Source organism: Rhizobium sp. 18055 (assembly GCF_902706285.1).
Taxonomy (GTDB): Bacteria; Pseudomonadota; Alphaproteobacteria; order Rhizobiales; family Rhizobiaceae; genus Rhizobium.
Map to the genome: position 1 here is coordinate 126,838 of NZ_CACSKD010000013.1, position 18,246 is coordinate 145,083.

Annotated in this window: 15 protein-coding genes and 1 riboswitch; of the genes, 2 read left to right on the top strand and 13 right to left on the bottom strand. The window is 62.8% G+C overall.

What is annotated here, in order from left to right; all coding sequences use genetic code 11:
• Positions 1–102: 102 nt before the first annotated feature.
• The 7 genes from GVL52_RS20750 to GVL52_RS20780 all read right to left on the bottom strand — a co-directional run bounded on the left by GVL52_RS20750 (position 103) and on the right by GVL52_RS20780 (position 6,473).
• Entirely contained in the window at positions 103–531 is a 429-nt protein-coding gene (locus GVL52_RS20750) for a L,D-transpeptidase (RefSeq protein ID WP_160010634.1), read from the bottom strand.
• A gap of 109 nt (positions 532–640) precedes the next feature.
• Complete coding sequence (gene cbiB, locus GVL52_RS20755) at positions 641–1,621, bottom strand: adenosylcobinamide-phosphate synthase CbiB (RefSeq protein ID WP_160010636.1); 981 nt, start codon at positions 1,619–1,621, stop codon at positions 641–643.
• Positions 1,618–2,619, bottom strand: coding sequence for a threonine-phosphate decarboxylase CobD (cobD, locus tag GVL52_RS20760; RefSeq protein WP_160010638.1), 1,002 nt, complete (start codon positions 2,617–2,619; stop codon positions 1,618–1,620). The genes cbiB and cobD overlap by 4 nt, the downstream gene beginning before the upstream one ends.
• Positions 2,616–3,983, bottom strand: coding sequence for a cobyrinate a,c-diamide synthase (locus tag GVL52_RS20765; RefSeq protein ID WP_160010640.1), 1,368 nt, complete (start codon positions 3,981–3,983; stop codon positions 2,616–2,618). Before GVL52_RS20765 ends, cobD begins: the two co-directional genes overlap by 4 nt.
• Positions 3,980–4,822, bottom strand: a complete 843-nt coding sequence (gene cobA / locus GVL52_RS20770; RefSeq protein WP_160010642.1) for a uroporphyrinogen-III C-methyltransferase — start codon at positions 4,820–4,822, stop codon at positions 3,980–3,982. The genes GVL52_RS20765 and cobA overlap by 4 nt, the downstream gene beginning before the upstream one ends.
• 197 nt (positions 4,823–5,019) lie before the next feature.
• Entirely contained in the window at positions 5,020–5,970 is a 951-nt protein-coding gene (locus GVL52_RS20775; protein ID WP_160010644.1) for a nucleoside hydrolase, read from the bottom strand.
• An 83-nt stretch (positions 5,971–6,053) separates the two neighbouring features.
• A complete protein-coding gene (locus GVL52_RS20780; protein ID WP_160010646.1) occupies positions 6,054–6,473 on the bottom strand; it encodes a cobalamin biosynthesis protein in 420 nt (139 codons plus the stop codon).
• A 135-nt stretch (positions 6,474–6,608) separates the two neighbouring features.
• Between GVL52_RS20780 and GVL52_RS20785 the strand changes: the two genes are divergently transcribed.
• Positions 6,609–7,394, top strand: a complete 786-nt coding sequence (locus tag GVL52_RS20785; protein WP_160010647.1) for a TSUP family transporter — start codon at positions 6,609–6,611, stop codon at positions 7,392–7,394.
• A 65-nt stretch (positions 7,395–7,459) separates the two neighbouring features.
• Here GVL52_RS20785 and GVL52_RS20790 read toward each other — a convergent pair whose 3' ends face one another.
• Genes GVL52_RS20790 through cobU form a run of 5 tightly spaced genes read right to left on the bottom strand, consistent with a single transcriptional unit; the run spans position 7,460 to position 13,935 of the window.
• Complete coding sequence (locus tag GVL52_RS20790) at positions 7,460–7,885, bottom strand: EamA family transporter (RefSeq protein WP_160010649.1); 426 nt, start codon at positions 7,883–7,885, stop codon at positions 7,460–7,462.
• A complete protein-coding gene (cobO, locus tag GVL52_RS20795; RefSeq protein ID WP_160010651.1) occupies positions 7,885–8,517 on the bottom strand; it encodes a cob(I)yrinic acid a,c-diamide adenosyltransferase in 633 nt (210 codons plus the stop codon). Before cobO ends, GVL52_RS20790 begins: the two co-directional genes overlap by 1 nt.
• Before the next feature lie 4 nt (positions 8,518–8,521).
• A complete protein-coding gene (cobN, locus tag GVL52_RS20800; protein WP_160010653.1) occupies positions 8,522–12,352 on the bottom strand; it encodes a cobaltochelatase subunit CobN in 3,831 nt (1,276 codons plus the stop codon).
• Positions 12,353–12,361: 9 nt separating this feature from the next.
• A complete protein-coding gene (cobW, locus tag GVL52_RS20805) occupies positions 12,362–13,411 on the bottom strand; it encodes a cobalamin biosynthesis protein CobW (protein ID WP_160010655.1) in 1,050 nt (349 codons plus the stop codon).
• Positions 13,412–13,416: 5 nt separating this feature from the next.
• Positions 13,417–13,935, bottom strand: coding sequence for a bifunctional adenosylcobinamide kinase/adenosylcobinamide-phosphate guanylyltransferase (gene cobU, locus GVL52_RS20810; protein WP_160010657.1), 519 nt, complete (start codon positions 13,933–13,935; stop codon positions 13,417–13,419).
• Between the two features lie 286 nt (positions 13,936–14,221).
• A riboswitch (cobalamin riboswitch) is annotated at positions 14,222–14,616 on the bottom strand.
• Positions 14,617–14,865: 249 nt separating this feature from the next.
• On the opposite strand from cobU, the gene GVL52_RS20815 reads away from it, so the two are divergent.
• The gene (locus GVL52_RS20815) at positions 14,866–16,656 is read left to right on the top strand and encodes a chloride channel protein (RefSeq protein ID WP_160010659.1); all 1,791 of its coding nucleotides are present in this window, start codon (positions 14,866–14,868) and stop codon (positions 16,654–16,656) included.
• Here the strand turns inward: GVL52_RS20815 and GVL52_RS20820 are convergent.
• Positions 16,653–18,107, bottom strand: a complete 1,455-nt coding sequence (locus GVL52_RS20820) for a cobyric acid synthase (protein WP_160010661.1) — start codon at positions 18,105–18,107, stop codon at positions 16,653–16,655. The genes GVL52_RS20815 and GVL52_RS20820 overlap by 4 nt on opposite strands.
• Between the last annotated feature and the right edge of the window lie 139 nt (positions 18,108–18,246).

Sequence of the window (18,246 nt, forward strand, 5' to 3'; positions counted from 1 at the left end):
TGCTTTCGTCTGCCCTCATGCGCAATTTGCGACAGCACTGTTGCTCAAACAGCATGAACGATGAAGCCATTGGCCGAAAATTCGGATGCCTATGCGGCAGCATCAGTTGGTGACGACAACCCGCGTATTGGCCAATCCGGCCTGTCTGGTCAGGTCGAAGAACTGTGCGGCATTGTTGGGATGAAGGCGAATGCAGCCATGCGAGGCGGGCCGGCCGAGACGTTTAAGATCGAAGGTCGCATGCACGGCATAGCCGCCATTGAAGAACACTGCATAGGGCATCGGCGCATCGTCATATTTCTTAGAGCGGTGATCGCGAGACAGCCACTTGGCGCTCCAGGAGCCCACAGGCGTCACATACCCCCGACGTGCCGTCGATACCTTCCAGCGATATATGACAAAGCCATTTTCAGTCACCGTCATCGTCTGCGACCCGATGCTGATCTTGGCGACCAAGGTCGAAGCTTCCGCCGCAACGGCCGAAAATTGCAGCATCAGGATCGCTGCAGCGCCCGCAAGTATAGTCCTCATCGTCGCCTCGTTCTTCTGTCCTTGGTGTAGCAGAAAGAACGTACGCATGGACGGATTATATTGATTTAAGGATCATGGTAATCAAGACGATAAAACTATCCGTGGCGGCTTATAAAAGAAACAGGAAAATCGCCAGAACAACGAAGGTGAGAACCGAACAACTGGCGTAGAACACCGACACGCCGGTCTCGATATCCTCGACCACCGCCGTCTCGCGCCCGCTGCCATTGATCATCGGCTCCATCACGACGACGCCTGAATAAACCCGCGGCCCCGCAAGCTGGACGTTCAGCGCACCCGCCATCGCCGCCTCCGGCCGTCCGGAATTCGGAGACCGGTGCATGCCGCCATCGCGCATCGCGATCCGGAACGCCTCGCGGCACGCAGCACTGCCGCGCTTCAGCCAGGCCCCGGCAGCGATCAGTGCGATCGACAGCCGCGCCGCAGGCCAGTTGGCAAGGTCATCGAGGCGCGCCGAGGCCCAGCCGAAATCGAGATAGCGCTCCGACTTGTGGCCAATCATCGAATCGGCCGTATTCAGCATCTTGTAGGCAAGCAGCCCCGGCAGGCCGAACACGACATACCAGAGCGCCGGTGCCACCACGCCATCGGAAAAGTTTTCGGCGAGGCTCTCGATCGCCGCGCGGCAGACCGCCGGTTCGTCAAGCGTCTCGGGATCGCGACCGACGATCATCGCCACGGCCTTGCGGCCACCGGCAACGCCGTTCTCCTTCAGACCCGCGGCAACGGCTTCGACGTGATCGGCGAGGCTCTTCTGCGCGAGGAACACCGTGACGCAGATCACTTCGAGCAGAATGCCGGCAAGACCGAACAGTGCGAAGAACCAGTGCAGCACCAGACCGGCCGCCACGGAGAGCAGCAGCAAGACGACGATCGCCAGCACGCCGTTCCGACGCCGCTTTTCCTTGGTGAACTCGGCGCGATTGAACCACCCATCCATCCGCGAGATCGCCTTGCCGAACAGCACGATCGGATGCGGCAACCGCGCCCACAGCACATCGGGGTCGCCGACAATCCTGTCGAGCGTCAGGGCAAGCACCAGCACGAGAAGATTCAGTTCAAAAATCATGCGTCAAAACTCAACAAGGCATCGGCGAGCCGACGGTCGCCTTCCATATCCGCGGTGACCCCGAAACGAAGCCAACGAGGGGCATAATCGAACTTGCGGACCAGAATGTGGTGGACACACAAATGTGCATGCAACGCATCGGCTGCGTGGTGATCGACTAGCGAAAACAGCGCGGTACCGCCGCGAACGGAAAGACCACACCGCTCCAGTACGCCACGCAGCGCATCGCTTCGCTCCGTGATGGCCAGCCGCATCCGCTCCGTATCGGAATTCAGCAATGAGGCGGCAATCGACAGAGCAGGGCCGGACACGGCCCACGGCCCCAGCAGGCTCTCGAACTGATCGAGGATTGGCCGCACCGCAATCACAAATCCGAGCCGCAAGCCGGCAAGGCCGAAGAATTTGCCGAAAGACCGCAAGACGATCAGATTGGCCTGGCCCGCCACATCGGCAGCGACGCTGGCCACCGGCACAGTATCCCCGAATGCCTCATCGACCACAAGCAGCGCGCCCCTCGCCGCCATGCGTTGGCTAAGGCCGATCAGACTGTCCGGCGCATAAATGCGACCATCCGGGTTGTTGGGATTGACGATCACGACAAGCGCATGATCATCGGTGATCCCCTCGATCCCCTCCAGCATATCGACATGACAGCCGGCCACACGAAAAGCCCGCTCGTACTCGCCGTAGGTCGGCCCGAGAATGGCAATGCGCCGGGGCCCACCGAGCAACCTCGGCAGAAGCTGGATGACCGACTGCGTGCCGGGCACGGGCAAAGGCAGACTTTCGCCGCTCCGGTAGTAGCCGCGTGCCGCCTGTCGCGCCGCGCTGACGAGATGATCATCCGGCAACCTGTGCCAGGCACGGGTCGGAATATCGGGCAGGTCGGCCGGAAACGGGCTGATCCCGGTGGAAAGGTCGAGCCAATCCTCGGGCTTGCCACCATAGAGCGCCGCGGCAGCCGTGATGCCGCCGCCATGGACGATCGGAGCATTCATTTTGCCAACCCGCTTGCTTGACCGGTTACTTGACTGGTCACCGGGCCAGTCGCTTGTCCTGATGTCTCGGCGGCAAGATCGATCAGATGCATGTAGGATCCGGCCACCTGCCAGCGCTGCAGCCCGGCGCTGCCGAGGTCGTTGTTCAATGCATCGGTGACCTTGAACAGGCGGTCCGCCTCGCCTTCCGAAACGACGGACGAATAGTGAAACTCATGCGCCGTCATCGGCTGCGTGAAGAACGAGCCGTTGAGAGGCGAAACCCTGCGGTAGCCGAGATGACGCTGGCGTTCCTCGTAGGTCGTGACCAGGGGCAGCAATCCGAGCATCGCATGTTGCTCGCCGCTGGCATCGATCAACCCGTCACCCATCACCATATAGCCGCCGCACTCGCCATAAACACGCACGCCACCCTCTGCCGCCTGCCGCAGTCCCGCCCGGAATGTCGAAGCCGCCGCAATCCGTCCGGCATGCAGCTCCGGATAACCGCCGGGCAGATAGATGGCATCGGCGGTGCGCTCCGGCGCCTCATCGGCGAGCGGCGAGAAGAACGAGATATCGGCGCCGCGCCGCCGCCAGCCGAGCAGCATGTGCTCGTAGCAGAACGCAAAGGCGACATCGCGGGCAACGGCGATCCGGCTACCGAGCGGCGGTAACCGGTCGATGTTTGCAGTCGATGGCTTCGCCAGCCCCTGCCTTGCAACACGCATCAGGAAATCGAAATTACAGTCCTGCGACACTGCCTGCGCCGCATGCTCGATGAACGTCTCCAGCGCCTCGTGTTCGCCCGCCTGCACCAGCCCGAGATGTCGTTCCGGCAGCGCGATTTCGCTGTCGCGCCGGACGACTGCAAGAACAGGCATGCGGATCGCATCCAGCGCCTGCCGCAGCATCATCTCGTGACGATCACCGCCGACCTTGTTGAGGATGACCCCGGCGATCCTGACGTCGGCGCGAAAGCCTGCAAACCCGGCCACCAGTGCCGCCACCGATTGCGACATGTGCGAGGCATCGACGACGAGAATGACGGACAGGCCGAGCATCGCCGCAAGATCGGCTGCCGTGCCCTTGCCGTCTGCCGCCCCATCGAACAGGCCCATCATCGCCTCGATGACAAGCAGCCGATCGCCGGAGCGGTGCAGCGTCGCATTCGCCGCGATCAGATCAGGCCGCATCCCCCAGGGATCGAAGTTGAGACAGGCTGCACCGCTGGCGGCAGCATGAAAGGCAGGATCGATGTAATCGGGCCCGGCCTTGCCAGGCGCGACCTCGACCCCACGCTTGCGCAGCGCCCTCAGCAACCCCAACGTTACCGTGGTTTTCCCAGACCCGGAGGACGGGGCTGCAATCAACAGGCCACTCATGCCGTCTCCTTGCTATCAGGCTGCCGGAATGGATCGGGATGCAACCGCCGCCCGGCGAGCGCGCCCAGCCAATCCAGAGACCCTCTCAGCCGCACCACCTCGCCGACCACGACGATGGCCGGCGGCTCGAGACCAGACGCCAGAACCGCAGCCGGCGCTTCTCCGAGCGTCGTTTCCAGAACCTGCTGCGCGGACGTCGTCGCATTGCAGACGAAGGCTACGGGCTCCTCGCGGGAGCGTCCAGCGGCAATCAGCCTGGCACTGATCTCGGCGATATGCTTCATCGCCATATACATGACGATAACGGGTGAGCCTTTGCCGATAGCATCCCAGTTTATCGCGTCAGGCACCAGCCCCGAGGAATTGTGGCCGGTGAGAAATGTCACGGCATGATTGATGTCGCGATGCGTGACCGGAATCCCGGCATAGGCAAGCCCGCCGATCCCGGCCGAAATCCCAGGCACGATGCGGAACGGAATATTGTGCTCGACCAGCGTCAGCGCCTCTTCGCCGCCGCGCCCGAAGACGAACGGATCGCCACCCTTCAACCGCAGCACACGCTTGCCGGCCTTTGCCAGCTCGACGAGCCGCAGAGAAATGTCCAGCTGTTTGGCAGACGGCTTTCCGCCGCGCTTGCCGGCATATTCGAGCAATGCATCCGGCCGAGCCAGCTTCAGGCAGTCGGCATCGACAAGCGCATCATGCACGACCACATCGGCCTCCATCAGCCCCTTGACGGCAAGTAGCGTCAGCAAACCAGGGTCGCCGGGCCCCGCCCCCGCGAGCCAGACGCTACCGGGTTCCATGGCCGGAAGATGGGAAAGTGCCGTTTCGATCATGAAGATGATCTATGCCCCGCGGCTGGCAAGGTCAACGCTGCCGGAACGACGAATCCGGTCCGGCTGCATCGCTTGAATCGTCGTATCAACAACCGGATTCGAAACATGAGGAGATCGGCGCAAACGGCTGAACAGATTCGCCAATGCGCTTGCACCGAGACCTGATTGAACGATTTCCGACTGGAGGTTGAGGCTGGTTAAGCGCTGAGCAGCGTATCGCGGATCATATCGACCACCGTCTGCGATTCGATGCCGGTGCAGACGATCTGGCTCGGCAGGCCGTCCCAATTGCCCGGCGGAAAGCGGCGACCGTCCTGCTTGACGATCGTCTGCCCATCGGCAATGCCACCGCAGACCACGCGCACGCTGCCGGTGATGGTGGTGAACAGCTCCGGCGCCACAACGTAGACGCAGGCGCAGCTGTCATGCACCATCATCCCGTCTTCGACGGCGTGCTTGTAGAAATCGATATAGAACTGCGACAGGTCGTTGAGCAGTTGCACCGCCTTGTCGCCTTTTGCCGCCATCTCGCCGAGATAGCCGCGGCTCATCGTCGTGATCGCCGTCACGTCGAGACCGATGACGACGACCTGCCAGGGCGCCGTCATGATGATGTCGGCAGCTTCCGGATCGCCGTGGATATTGGCTTCCGCAACCGGCGTCACATTGCCCGGCACATAGAAATTGCCGCCCATGATCACCACCTGCTTCACCAGGCCGGCAATCTCCGGGTCTTCCTTCAGCGCCAGCGCAAGGTTGGTCATCCGCCCGACGGCGACCAGCGTCACCTCGCCCGGATTGGCCCGCACCGTGTCGATGATGAACTTGTAGGCCGGACGCGGATCGAGCGGCACATCGACGGTCTCGGGCACATCGATATTGCCGAGGCCATCATCACCATGCACGAAGGTCGGCCATGCACCACCCTTGCGGGATGGATCGATGGTTATGTCAGCGCCCTTGGCGACAGGTGCCGGAATATCCCATTCGCGCTTCAGGAACAGCGCGTTGCGGGTGGTCGTCTCGATCGATGCATTGCCGAACACGGTGGTGATGCCGATAAGGTCGATCTCGGGATGACGGTGCAGGAAAAGCAGCGCCATCGCATCATCGACGCCCGGATCCGTATCGTAGATAACCTTCTGCATAGATCGTCCCTCTTTCATGATATCAGCACAATCGCGGCCAGCCGGAATGACCGTCGCGAGATCGGCGGCCACCATAGCGAGCGCTAGTCTTTCTGCAACAGGGCGCAAGCGATCGCAGCTGTCGCATGCGCCGATTTGATCTTCGGCAGCACCAGTTCGGCATCGACCCCAATTGCCGCCATCGCCGCAGACTCGGCAACGCCGTGGCAGCCGACCCGCGCAAAGACGACGGCCGAAGGATTGCTGATCCTGGGCGTTTCCCGCTCCAGCGTTGCGGGATCGAAGAATATGGCTGGGATGTCGAACAATGCCGCGACCGCCTGCAGCGCCGGCTCGCCGTTACGACTGTCGATGGAAGCGAGACCCGCAAGTTGGCCTGGTTCTATGCCGGTCAGATCAAGCGCCTGTCGCACAAGCGCCAGCACCTCTTCGGTCGGCGTCGCGCGCTCGCAGCCGAGCCCGAGCACGTAGCAGCGCTTGGTGTCCAGGGAGAGTTCATTCATGCGGCATGCGAAAGCCTGTTGCCTGTGTCCCACCAGCCATTGCAGCAACAGCCGGTAAATGCAACATGCCCGCCGTTGCCGGGAATTTCAACATTTCAGCACTCCGGCATCTCAGCAGTCCTACAGGTTCCCGCATTGTCCGATCTCGCCCCCCATCTCATCTTTCTTCTTGCCGCAGCTGGGTTCTTCGCCGGCTTTGTCGATGCCATTGCTGGCGGCGGCGGCCTGATCACCGTTCCAGCCATGCTGATCGCAGGCATTCCGCCACTGCAGACACTGGGCACCAACAAGGTCCAGGCGATGTTCGGGTCGGCCTCTGCCACCATCGCCTATGCCCGCAAGGGGCATGTCAATCTGCGCGAACAGCTGCCGATGGCATTGATGGCGGTCTTCGGCGGCGCTGTCGGCGCGGCCCTTGCAACCATCGTGCCCGGCGACGTGCTGCGGGCGATCATGCCTGTCCTGCTGGTGACCATCGCGCTCTATTTTGCACTGAAGCCCAATCTCAACGACGTCGATAGCCACCGCCGCATCACGCCCTTCGTCTTCGGCCTGACGCTGGTGCCGGCCATCGGCTTCTACGACGGCGTTTTCGGCCCTGGCACCGGCTCGTTCTTCATGCTGTCCTTCGTGTCGCTCGCCGGCTTCGGCATGCTGAAGGCGACGGCCCACACCAAGCTGCTCAACCTCGGCTCCAATATCGGCGCCCTCATTGTCTTCGCGTCGTTCGGCGCGACCTTGTGGCAGATCGGCCTGATGATGGGCGTCTGCCAGTTTCTCGGCGCCCAGCTTGGCTCAAGGCTTGCCATGCGCACCGGCGCCAGGCTGATCAAGCCGCTGCTGGTCGTTGTCTGCATCGCCTTCACCATCAAGCTGCTGTCGGATTCAGCCAACCCGATCCGAGTCTGGCTCGGCATCTGAGGTCAGCACCAGCGTCGAGCCGACATGGGATATGCCGGCCCGCATGCCCGGCTTGGCCGAAAACGCTAGAACAGCGCCAGCAGCAACGCCCCACCGGCAATCAGGCTGACGCCAAGCCAGTTGATCATGTTCAGCTTCTCGCCGAGAAAAATGACCCCGAAAATAGCGACGAGAACGATCGACAGCTTGTCGATCGGCGCCACCCGCGCTGCATCCCCGATCTTCAGCGCCCTGAAATAGGCAAGCCACGACGCCCCGGTCGCAGCCCCCGAGAGACATAGAAACAGCCATGTCTTCGACGAGATGCTGGAAAACGGCTGCCACTGCCCCGTCGCCGCAACGATGGCGCTGATGATACACAGGATGACGACGGTGCGGATCAGCGTCGCGAAATCGGAATTGACGCCCGCCACCCCGACCTTGGCAAAGATCGCCGTCAGGGCTGCAAAGCCGGCAGAAAGAATTGCCCAGAAAATCCAGCTCTGTGTCATCAGTATTCCACGCCCGCCTGTCCCTTGATGCCGGAGCGGAACGGATGTTTGATCAGCTCCATCTCGGTCACCAGATCGGCAATCTCGATCAGTTCGTCCTTGGCATTGCGACCTGTCAGCACGACATGGGTCATATAAGGCTTCTCGGCCTTCAGGAACGCCACCACCTCGGCGATATCGATGTAGTCGTAGCGCAGAGCAATGTTGATCTCGTCGAGAAGGACCATCGAGTTGCGCTCGTCGCGAATCAACTCCTTGGCCTTCTCCCATGCAGCCCCTGCCGCCGCCACGTCGCGGGCGCGGTCCTGCGTTTCCCAGGTAAAGCCCTCGCCCATCGTGTGGAACTGGCAGATGTCGGAGAAGTGCTTCTCGATCAGGTCACGCTCGCCCGTCCACATCGCCCCCTTGATGAACTGCACCACCGCACTCGGCTTGCCATGGGCGATATGCCGGAAGATCATCCCGAAGGCAGAGGACGACTTGCCCTTGCCCTTGCCGGTGTGAACGATGACGAGCCCCTTCTCGCCGACCTTGGTCGCCATGATCTTGTCGCGTGCAGCTTTTTTCTTCGCCATCTTGTCGGCATGGCGCGCGTCGTCATGGCCTGGTGTTTCGGTGGTTTCCTCAGTCATGTCGTCATTCCCCGGATGCAAGCTTGAATTTGTCCTCGGCCTCGCGACCGCTGGATATGTCGTGGTTGGTACCGGCGAGATCGAACTGCGCCGAATTGCTGCGCGGCGTCCATAATTGCCGATCGATCGCCTCCAGGAGCCGCGCCTTCATCTCCTCGAAGGCCGCCGGGTTCTTCTCGATCATGAAATCGCGAACCTTCGGATCGGCGACGAACGCCTGATACACCGCCTCGAAATGATGATTGCCGACGGCACCTGTCGTCGCCGCAAACGCGAAGAGATAATCGACCGTCGCGGCAATCTCGAAAGCGCCCTTGTAGCCATGGCGCATCACGCCATCGATCCATTTCGGATTGACGACGCGGCCACGCACCACCCGGCCGATTTCTTCCTCCAGCGAGCGGATCACCGGCTTTTCCGGCATAGAGTGGTCGTTGTGATAAATCGATGGCCGCGCCCCGGCCAATTGTTCGGCCGCCGCCGCCATGCCGCCCTCGAACTGGTAATAGTCGTCGCTGTCGAGCAGGTCGTGCTCGCGATTGTCCTGGTTCTGCACCACCGCCTGGATCGACCGCAGCCGCTCCTCGAACACGCCACGCTCGGCGCGTCCCTCTTCGCCGGCGCCATAGGCATAGCTGCCCCAGACCAGATAGGCCTCGGCCAGATCCGCCCGACGCTCCCAGCCCTTCTCGTCGATCAGCGCCTGCAATCCCGCGCCATAAGCACCCGGCTTAGAACCGAAGATCCGATATCCTGCCCGACGCTTCGCCTGAACCCCATCGAGCCCTGCAGCCGCAAGCCGCGCCGCCTCGCCGCGCATCCGCTCGGCAATCGGATTGTCCCCGGCATCCTCCTCCAGCGCACCGACCGCGCGGATTGCCTTGTCGAACAAAGCAATCTGCTCCGGAAACGCATCGCGGAAAAAACCCGATATCCGCAGCGTCACATCCACCCTCGGACGCCGCAGCATCGCCGGCGGAATGATCTCGTAGCCGGTGACCCGCCGCGAGGTCATGTCCCACACCGGCTTGACCCCGATCAGTGCCAGCGCCTGGGCAATATCGTCGCCACCGGTACGCATGTTCGACGTGCCCCACGCCGTCAGCCCGAAGGAAACCGGCCACTCGCCGTGATCCTGCACATAGCGGCGGACCAGCAGCTCGGCCGACTTCTTGCCGAGTTCATAGGCCGCCGGCGTCGGCACCGCGCGGCTATCGACGGAGTAGAAATTCCGCCCCGTCGGCAGCACGTCAGGCCGGCCACGCGTCGGCGCACCGGAGGGACCGGGTGGCACGAAGCGGCCATCGAGACCGCGCAGCAAGCCACCGATCTCGGCCGGACCGCAGGCGAGGATGGCGGGCTTGAGACGGGTTTCGATCTCGGTAAGGACGGCGCGGGTGGCCTGCCAGTCTTCAGGGCAAGCGATCTCGCCGGAGACGAACTTTGCCGCCAGCAACTCGATGCGCTCGACGGTATCGCCCTGGGTGCGCCATGGGTCGGTCGAGACAGCGGCCAGTATACCCGGGCGTGGGCCGGTCAAGTCGGCGGCCATGTCGCAGTCGAGAGGGTCGAATTTTCTGTTGGGGGCTGTGGTGCCACCCGCCAGCCGCGCATCCCCAGCAATGGCCCGCTGCAAACTCCGGTCTCCACCCTCGCCGAGCCCACGCGGCACCCGCGCCAGCGCCACCGTCAGATCCGTCAGCAACCGCCCCTCCGGCGATACGCCGAAGACATGCAGCCCATCGCGGATCTGCATCTCCTTGAGATCGCAGAGGTAGGCGTCCAGCTTCTTCAGCGCCTCGATCTCGCTCTCGTCCTTGGCAATCCCGACATCGCGGTCGAGACCGATATCCACGACCAGTTCGAGGATCTGCTTGCTCAGCAGCCGGATGCGACGGGGATCGCTGCCCGACGCCTCGTAATACTCATCGACCAGCGCCTCCAGATCCTTCAGCGGCCCATAGCTCTCGGCCCGCGTCAGCGGCGGCGTCAGGTGATCGATGATCACGGCGGCGGTGCGGCGCTTGGCCTGCGTACCTTCGCCGGGATCGTTGACGATAAAAGGATAGAGATGCGGCAGCGGCCCGAGGATGGCTTCGGGATAGCAGCTCTCCGACAGCGCCAGCGCCTTGCCCGGCAGCCATTCGAGATTGCCGTGCTTGCCCATGTGGATGACGGCATGCGCGCCGAACTCATGGCGCAGAAACGCATAGAAGGCGAGATAGCCATGCGGCGGCACCAGGTCCGGTGAATGGTAGCTTTCCTTCGGATCGATGTTGTAGCCACGCGCCGGCTGGATGCCGACCAGCACCGCGCCGAAGCGGGTGAACGGCAGCGCGAAAGCGCCGTCCCTGACATAGGCATCCGCCTCGGGAGCACCCCAGCGATCGACGATCTCGTCTTGAATCTTTTTCGGAAGAGTTTCGAAGAAAGCCCTGTAACGACTCAATGAAAGCATTTCGCGCACCACCTTGCCGTCGTGCCCGGAATTGGTCGGCCCCTCCATCAGATGCCGGATCAGCGCATCGCCATCATTAGGGATATCGGCCACCGGATAACCCGCCGCCTTGATCGCCGACAACACCTCGATCGTCCCCGCCGGCGTATCCAGCCCGACGCCGTTGCCGAGCCGCCCATCGCGGTTCGGATAATTCGCCATGACAAGCGCCACGCGCCTTTCCTGCGGCTTGGCATTGCGCAGTCGCGCCCAGTTGGCAGCCAGCCGCGCGGTATACTGCATGCGACCGGCATCCGGCTCGCTGGCGACGATATTGGCTTCGACAAGCGCATCGTAGCGTGCTGCCGACTTGAACGACACGGCACGCGCAAGAACCCGGCCATCGACTTCGGGCAGCGCCACGTTCATGCCGAGATCGCGAGCGGAAAGCCCCTGCGACGACGCCTCCCACGCATCTTTCGACGACGCCGAGAAGATCGCCTGCAGCACCACCGCATCGCTCGCTTCCAGCACTGTCGGCTGCCGGGCAGCACCCGGTGCCGAAACGGCAAATCCGGTGGTGTTGATGACGACATCGGGCTTGGTGGCGGCGAAGACACTCTCAAGGATACCCTTCGAGACGGGGTCCTTGAGGCTGTAGGCAAACACAGGCAGCGGCCGGATGCCTTCCGCCATCAGCGCTTCGATCAGCGCTTCGACCGGGCGGGTTTCGCCGCTCTGAACGAGGGCGCGGTAGAAGGAGATGGCAACGGTGGGTTTGGCTACCACTTCCGTCAGCGCCAGTACGCCACCCGCCGACACCAGCCGCCACTCCTCCACCCCGATCACTCCGCGCCCCGGCCACCAGATCCCGGCCTTCATCAACGGCGACGCCGCCTCCGGCTTCTCGGCCCCCGACAGCATCGCTTCGGCATAGGCCAGAAACGCATGCGAATTCGCATCCCCGCCCTCGATCAGATAGGCCCAGAGCGCATTCAGATCCTCAAGCGGCACATTCGAAAACGGCGTCAAACCCGCATCCGGCTTGGAATCCCCCGGCAGCACCGCCACCAACGCGCCGTGGCGCGCAGCCACCGCGTGCAAAGCCTCCAGCGCATACTGGAAGTAGCTCGCACCGCCCAAAGCACGAACGATGATCAGCTTCGCATGCCGCGCCGTGCGCTCGATATAGGCATCGACAGACATCGGATGCTTGAGGCTCATCAGACTGGCGATACGCAGCGACCGCGCCGGGCCACGTTGGCCATGCGCGGCAGCGATCGCCGCCAACTCGGTGTCGGCGGCGGAAAGGAACAGGATATCGCCGGAAGACTGACCGAGATCGATCGCCTCCTCGCCATCGCTGATCGTTCCCTGCTGTGCCAGAAGCAGATGCATCTTCTTGCCTTATGCGAGCGCCGCAATCGCCTTGCGCACCGCGCTCTCGTCCATCTCGTGCAGGCCGATCACCACCAGCCGCGTGCCGCGTGCTTCGCCCGCCGCCCAGGCGCGGTCGAAATAATGGTCGATCCGGCTGCCGACAGCCTGCAACTGCAGGCGCATCGGCTTGCCGGGCACATCAACGAAACCCTTGACGCGCAAAACGTCATGCGCGCCGATGATCCCCTTCAGGCTGTCGACGAAAGCAAGCGGATCGGCAATGCCGCCGAGTTCGACGACAAAGCTGTCGAATTCGTCGTGATCATGCGGCGCACCGTCTTCATGCTCGAGTTCGTGATGGGACTTGCGATTGCCGATATCGCCTTCCGTGCCGATGCCGAGGCCGAGCAACACGCTCGCCGGCACATCGCCGTTCTTCGCCTCGATCATCACAGGCTTGCGGGCTGTACGCGAGGCAACCTCGTCGCGTACCCGGGCAAGACCTGCGCTGTCGAGCAGATCGGTCTTGTTGAGCACGATCAGGTCGGCGCAGGTCAGCTGATCCTCGAACAGCTCCTCGATGGGGCTCTCGTGATCGAGAGACTCGTCCTCGGCCCGCAGCGCATCGACGGCGTCGTGATCGTCGGCGAACCGACCGGCAGCAACGGCAGCGCTATCGACCACGGTGATCACGCCATCGACGGTCACCTGGGTGCGAATGTCAGGCCAGTTGAACGCGGCGACCAGCGGCTGCGGCAGCGCCAGGCCCGAGGTCTCGATGATGATATGGTCAGGGCGGTTCTCGCGCTCCAGAAGCTTGGTCATCGTCGGAATGAAATCGTCGGCGACGGTGCAGCAGATGCAACCGTTGGTCAGCTCGATGATATCGTCCTCGGTGCAGTTCTCCGCGCCGCAGCCCTTCAGCACGTCGCCATCGACGCCGAGATCGCCGAACTCGTTGATGATCAATGCGATCTTCTTGCCACCGGCATTGGTCAACAGGTTGCGGATCATCGTCGTCTTGCCGGCGCCGAGAAAACCGGTGATCACGGTTGCCGGGATTTTCTGCTGGTTCATGGTACTCAACCCTTCATCTTCAGCGGCAGGCCTGCCGCGATAAAATACACATCCGCGACGTCAGCCGCGATCATCTGGTGCAGTCGGCCGGCGTGATCGCGAAAGTCCCGCGCCATGCGGTTCTCGGGCACGATGCCGAGGCCGACTTCATTGGAAACGATGACAAGCCGCGCTTTCGCCAGCGGCAGATAAGCGGCCAGAGCCGCAAATTCCGCCGCCACGTCGCGCTCCTCCATCATCAGGTTTGTGACCCACAGCGTCAGGCAATCGACCAGGATCGCCCGCCCCTCGCCATCATTGGCAGCAAGGCAGCCGACCAGATCGAGCGGCTCTTCATGGGTGGTCCAGAGATCGCCGCGATCGGCCTTGTGCTGGTCGATGCGATCCCGCATTTCCTCGTCCCAGGCCCGGCCGGTCGCGATATAGTGGCGATCGAACCCGCTGGCGATAACAATGTTTTCGGCAAAGCGCGACTTGCCGGAACGAGCACCACCGAGAATCAGCGTCGAGGACGACATCGTCATCCGCACAATGCTTCCGAGTGCGAGGCGCGCCCGCGATATCCACCCTCATTCCCGTGCCTGTCACGGCAATCCACTGCGCCCAAGTCCTTGGGCGCAGGACACGCATCGAAACTGGCAAGGTCCTTCACCGCGCCGACGCGCGGTGGCTGGTTTCCTGTGAAAAGCACAGGAATGAGGGAACATGGGAAGGCCATAGTCCGCAACGCCAACACAGTCGGCACAAAAACGTCTCTGTCTGCCATGACAACCTCCGTGCTGGCATTGGGCGAAATGCCCAGGGTTGGGCTTTTCGCCCGGCACGATTGGCAGGTCTCCTGGCTCGCGGGTCCCGGCTGCGATCAGGGCAAACCGAAAATCGGTCGCCCTGATCGCGCCAGCAGATCTTCCTCGCCTTCCCGGCTGCAATCATGAAAGAGCGGACGATTCGTAGATAAGGAGGCGTCCAACCCCGGTTGATCATGCTTGCACTACCAGTGGCTTTTCCGCTGTCTTGTACGATCTGCTCGCCTGCACCACACAGGCAGCCAGCAAAGCGCACAAAACACCGGATGGAAGACCCTGACCGCTCTACAGTCGCGGGGTCGGCTGTGATGAAGGCGCCCTGGTTGGGTCCACCCCGTCACATTCCCTTTTCATCCGGAAGGCTTTAGGCAATCCGGAACCATTCGTTATGTCATGATGGTTAGGCAAGCACGGCCGCGAAGTCAATCGGCTTGGCCAGTCGCGCAATCGCGCGAAAACGACATGTACGCTCACTCAAGACGACAATCTCTACCAGATTTATCGTCTTTTATCAGACACTTATGTCATAAAAACTTGTTGCACTTGCCGGCCTTTTGCCGCATTTGAGCGCCAAGCGGATCAGCACCGCTGATATCCCCGCCACCACCGACCCTTGAACGGGCTGTTGCCCGCCTAGTTTCCCTTATCATGCTCCTGAAAATAAAACTCCGCCGCCTCGGCCCGCTTCACACTTTGTTGGATGCCGGGCGCATGCGTGCGCTCCTGCGCCGCAGCGAATTGGGCATGGTCCTTGCGGGTGCGCTGATCGGCGTCACCTCGGGCCTCGCCGTCACCGGCATGAGCCTGATCTCGCGCGAGATGCACTCCCTGATCTTCGGGATCAGCGAGGTCGAGCGCCTGAGTTCGTCGCAGATCGAAAACAAGTTCCTGTTGCTGGCGGCCCCGGTCTGCGGCGGCATTCTGCTCGGCCTGCTGATGTTCATCCTGGCGAAGACCCGCAAAAAGCCGATGGTCGACCCGATCGAGGCAAACGCGCTGCACGGTGGCCGCCTGTCGCTGACCGACAGCATCATCGTCGCCATACAGAACCTGATTTCCAACGGCTTCGGCGCCTCGGTCGGGCTCGAGGCCGGCTATACGCAGCTGGCATCGGGCATTGCCTCGAAGCTCGGCTTCAAGCTGCAGCTGCGCCGCTCGGACCTGCGCGTGCTCGTCGGCTGCGGCGCGGCTGGCGCAATCGCAGCCGCCTTCAACGCGCCGCTGACCGGCGCTTTCTACGCTTTCGAGCTGATCATCGGCACCTACACGATCGTCTCGCTGACGCCCGTCGTCGTCTCGGCCCTGATCTCCACCCTGGTCGCCCGGCTGCTCGCCGGCAGCGATTTCATCATCGATGTCGGCGATTTCGGCACCGTCATGCCGGCAGATTACGTGCCGGCAATCCTGCTCGGCGCCTTTTGCGCTGGCATCGGCATCCTGATCATGCAGGGCGTCGCCTTTATCGAGGAACTGGCACGCCGCAGCTCCATCCCCTTGCCGCTGCGCCCGGCGCTCGGCGGCATCGTCGTCGGCCTGCTGGCGCTGATCACGCCGCAGGTGCTGTCGGCCGGCCACGGTGCCCTGCATCTCAATCTCGACCGCGAAGTCGCAATCCCGGTGCTGGTCGGCCTGTTCCTGCTGAAATCCTTCGCATCGGCCATCTCCATCGGCTCCGGTTTTCGCGGCGGTCTCTTTTTCGCGTCGCTGTTCATGGGGGCGCTGCTCGGAAAATTCTTCGCCTACTCCGCCCCCTATTTCGCCCACGCAACGCTCACACCGATCATCTACGCCGTCGTCGGCATGAGCTCGCTGGCAGTCGCCGTCATCGGTGGCCCGCTGACGATGACCTTCCTGGCGCTTGAGATCACCGGCGACTTCCCGATCACAGCCCTGGTGCTGGCGGCCGTCATCACCTCGTCGCTGGTCGTGCGCAGCACATTCGGCTACTCCTTCGCCACCTGGCGCTTCCACCTGCGCGGCGAGAGTATCCGCAGCGCCCACGATGTCGGCTGGATCCGCAATCTGACGGTCGACAAGCTGATGCGTGCCGACGTCAAGACGGCGAAAACGGGCATCACCATCGGAGAATTCAAGGAGAAATTCCCGATCGGCTCGGCGCAGCGCGTCATCCTCGTCGAAGAGAGCGGCAAATATGCCGGTCTCGTGCTGGTCCCCGATATCTACGCAAATCTCACCGACACCGGCGACGAGGGCCAGGGCCTCGACGAGTTCGTGCGCTACCGCAACGACTTCCTGCAGCCACAGATGAACGCCAAGCAGGCCGCCGCGATCTTCGACAAGACAGAAAGCGAAGCGCTCGCCGTCGTCAACAATCTGGTCGAGCGCACCGTGGTCGGCCAGCTCAGCGAAGCCCACACGCTGCGCCGCTACAGCGAAGAACTGGACCGCCGCAGGCGCGAGGTCTCGGGCGAGATCTAGCCCAGCAGGCTGTCGAGCCAGCCTTTGTCGAGACAGGTCTCAAGATCGGCGGCAACCTCATCGAGCGCCGCCTCGACGCCAGCCCGGTAGTTGCGGCTTTCGCCCACCAGTCCGAAACCCCGCAGCAGCCGCGAGCGGTAGCCGTCGCTCGAAAACAGCCCGTGCAGATAGGTCCCCATGATACGCCCGTCGCCCGACATGGCGCCATCAGGTGTGCCATCGACGATCGCGAACGGCCGCCCGCAATCAGCACCCTCGGTGATGCCGAGGTGGATCTGGTAGCCTGACAATGCATCGCCGTGGTTTACTGACGTCGCCGTGCTGTTGCGCACCGTTTTCTCGGCGTCCATGACGGTGGTAATGTCGAGCAGCCCGAGCCCCTCGGTCTCAAGCACGCTGCCCTCGATGCCGAGCGGATCGCGCACCGTCCGCCCCAGCATCTGATAGCCGCCGCAAATGCCGATCACCCACCCGCCGCGCCGGACATGCGACGCCAGATCGGCATCCCAGCCCTGAGCCCGCAGATCGGCGAGATCGGCGATCGTCGATTTGGAACCCGGCAGGATCACCAGCTGCGCATCAACGGGCAATGGCTCGCCAGATCGAACAAAAACCAGTTCGACATCCGGCTCTGCAAGCAACGGATCGAGATCGTCGAAATTCGCAATCCGCGGCAGCACCGGCACGGCGATCTTCAGCGCCCCCGCCTGCCCGCGCGCCAACCGCTCCAATGCCACCGAATCCTCGGCCGGCAGGCACCCAGCCGCTTTCAGCCACGGCACCACACCGAAGCATGGCCAGCCGGTAAAGCGCTCGACGGCAGCAATACCGTCGTCGAACAGCGACACGTCGCCACGGAACTTGTTGATGATATAGCCTGAAATCACCGCCCGGTCTTCGGCCGAAAGAATGGTATGCGTGCCGACAAGCGACGCGATGACGCCGCCGCGATCGATGTCGCCGACCAGCACCACCGGCACGTCGGCACGCGTCGCAAACCCCATATTGGCGATATCGCCGGGCCTGAGATTGATCTCGGCCGGAGACCCCGCCCCCTCGACGATGACGAGATCGGCGCCCTTCGAGACCTCGGAAAAGCTCTGGAGCACATAGCCGAGCAATTGCGGCTTCAGCCGCTGGTAGTCGCGCCCCTTGGCCTGCCCCCATACCTTGCCCTGGACAATGATCTGGCTGCCGACATCCGACTGCGGCTTTAGCAGCACCGGGTTCATGTGCACGGACGATGGCACCCTTGCCGCCATCGACTGCAGCCATTGCGCCCGGCCGATCTCGCCGCCATCGTCGGCAACGGCCGCGTTGTTCGACATGTTCTGCGGTTTGAAGGGACGCACGGAGATGCCGCGATTGGCCGCCAGCCGGCAAAGCCCCGCCACCAGCACTGTCTTGCCGACATCGGAGCCTGTTCCTTGCAGCATGATGGCTTTGGTCATTGGCGCAGCACTCCGGGAAACTGGCAAGGACGTACAACGGCGTTTCCGCCCCGGTCAATCACCCCCGCGATCACAGCCGCCACAAATGCGAAAGCCGCGCCGACCCGAAGGTCGCGCGGCTTGCCGAAATACGCTGGCG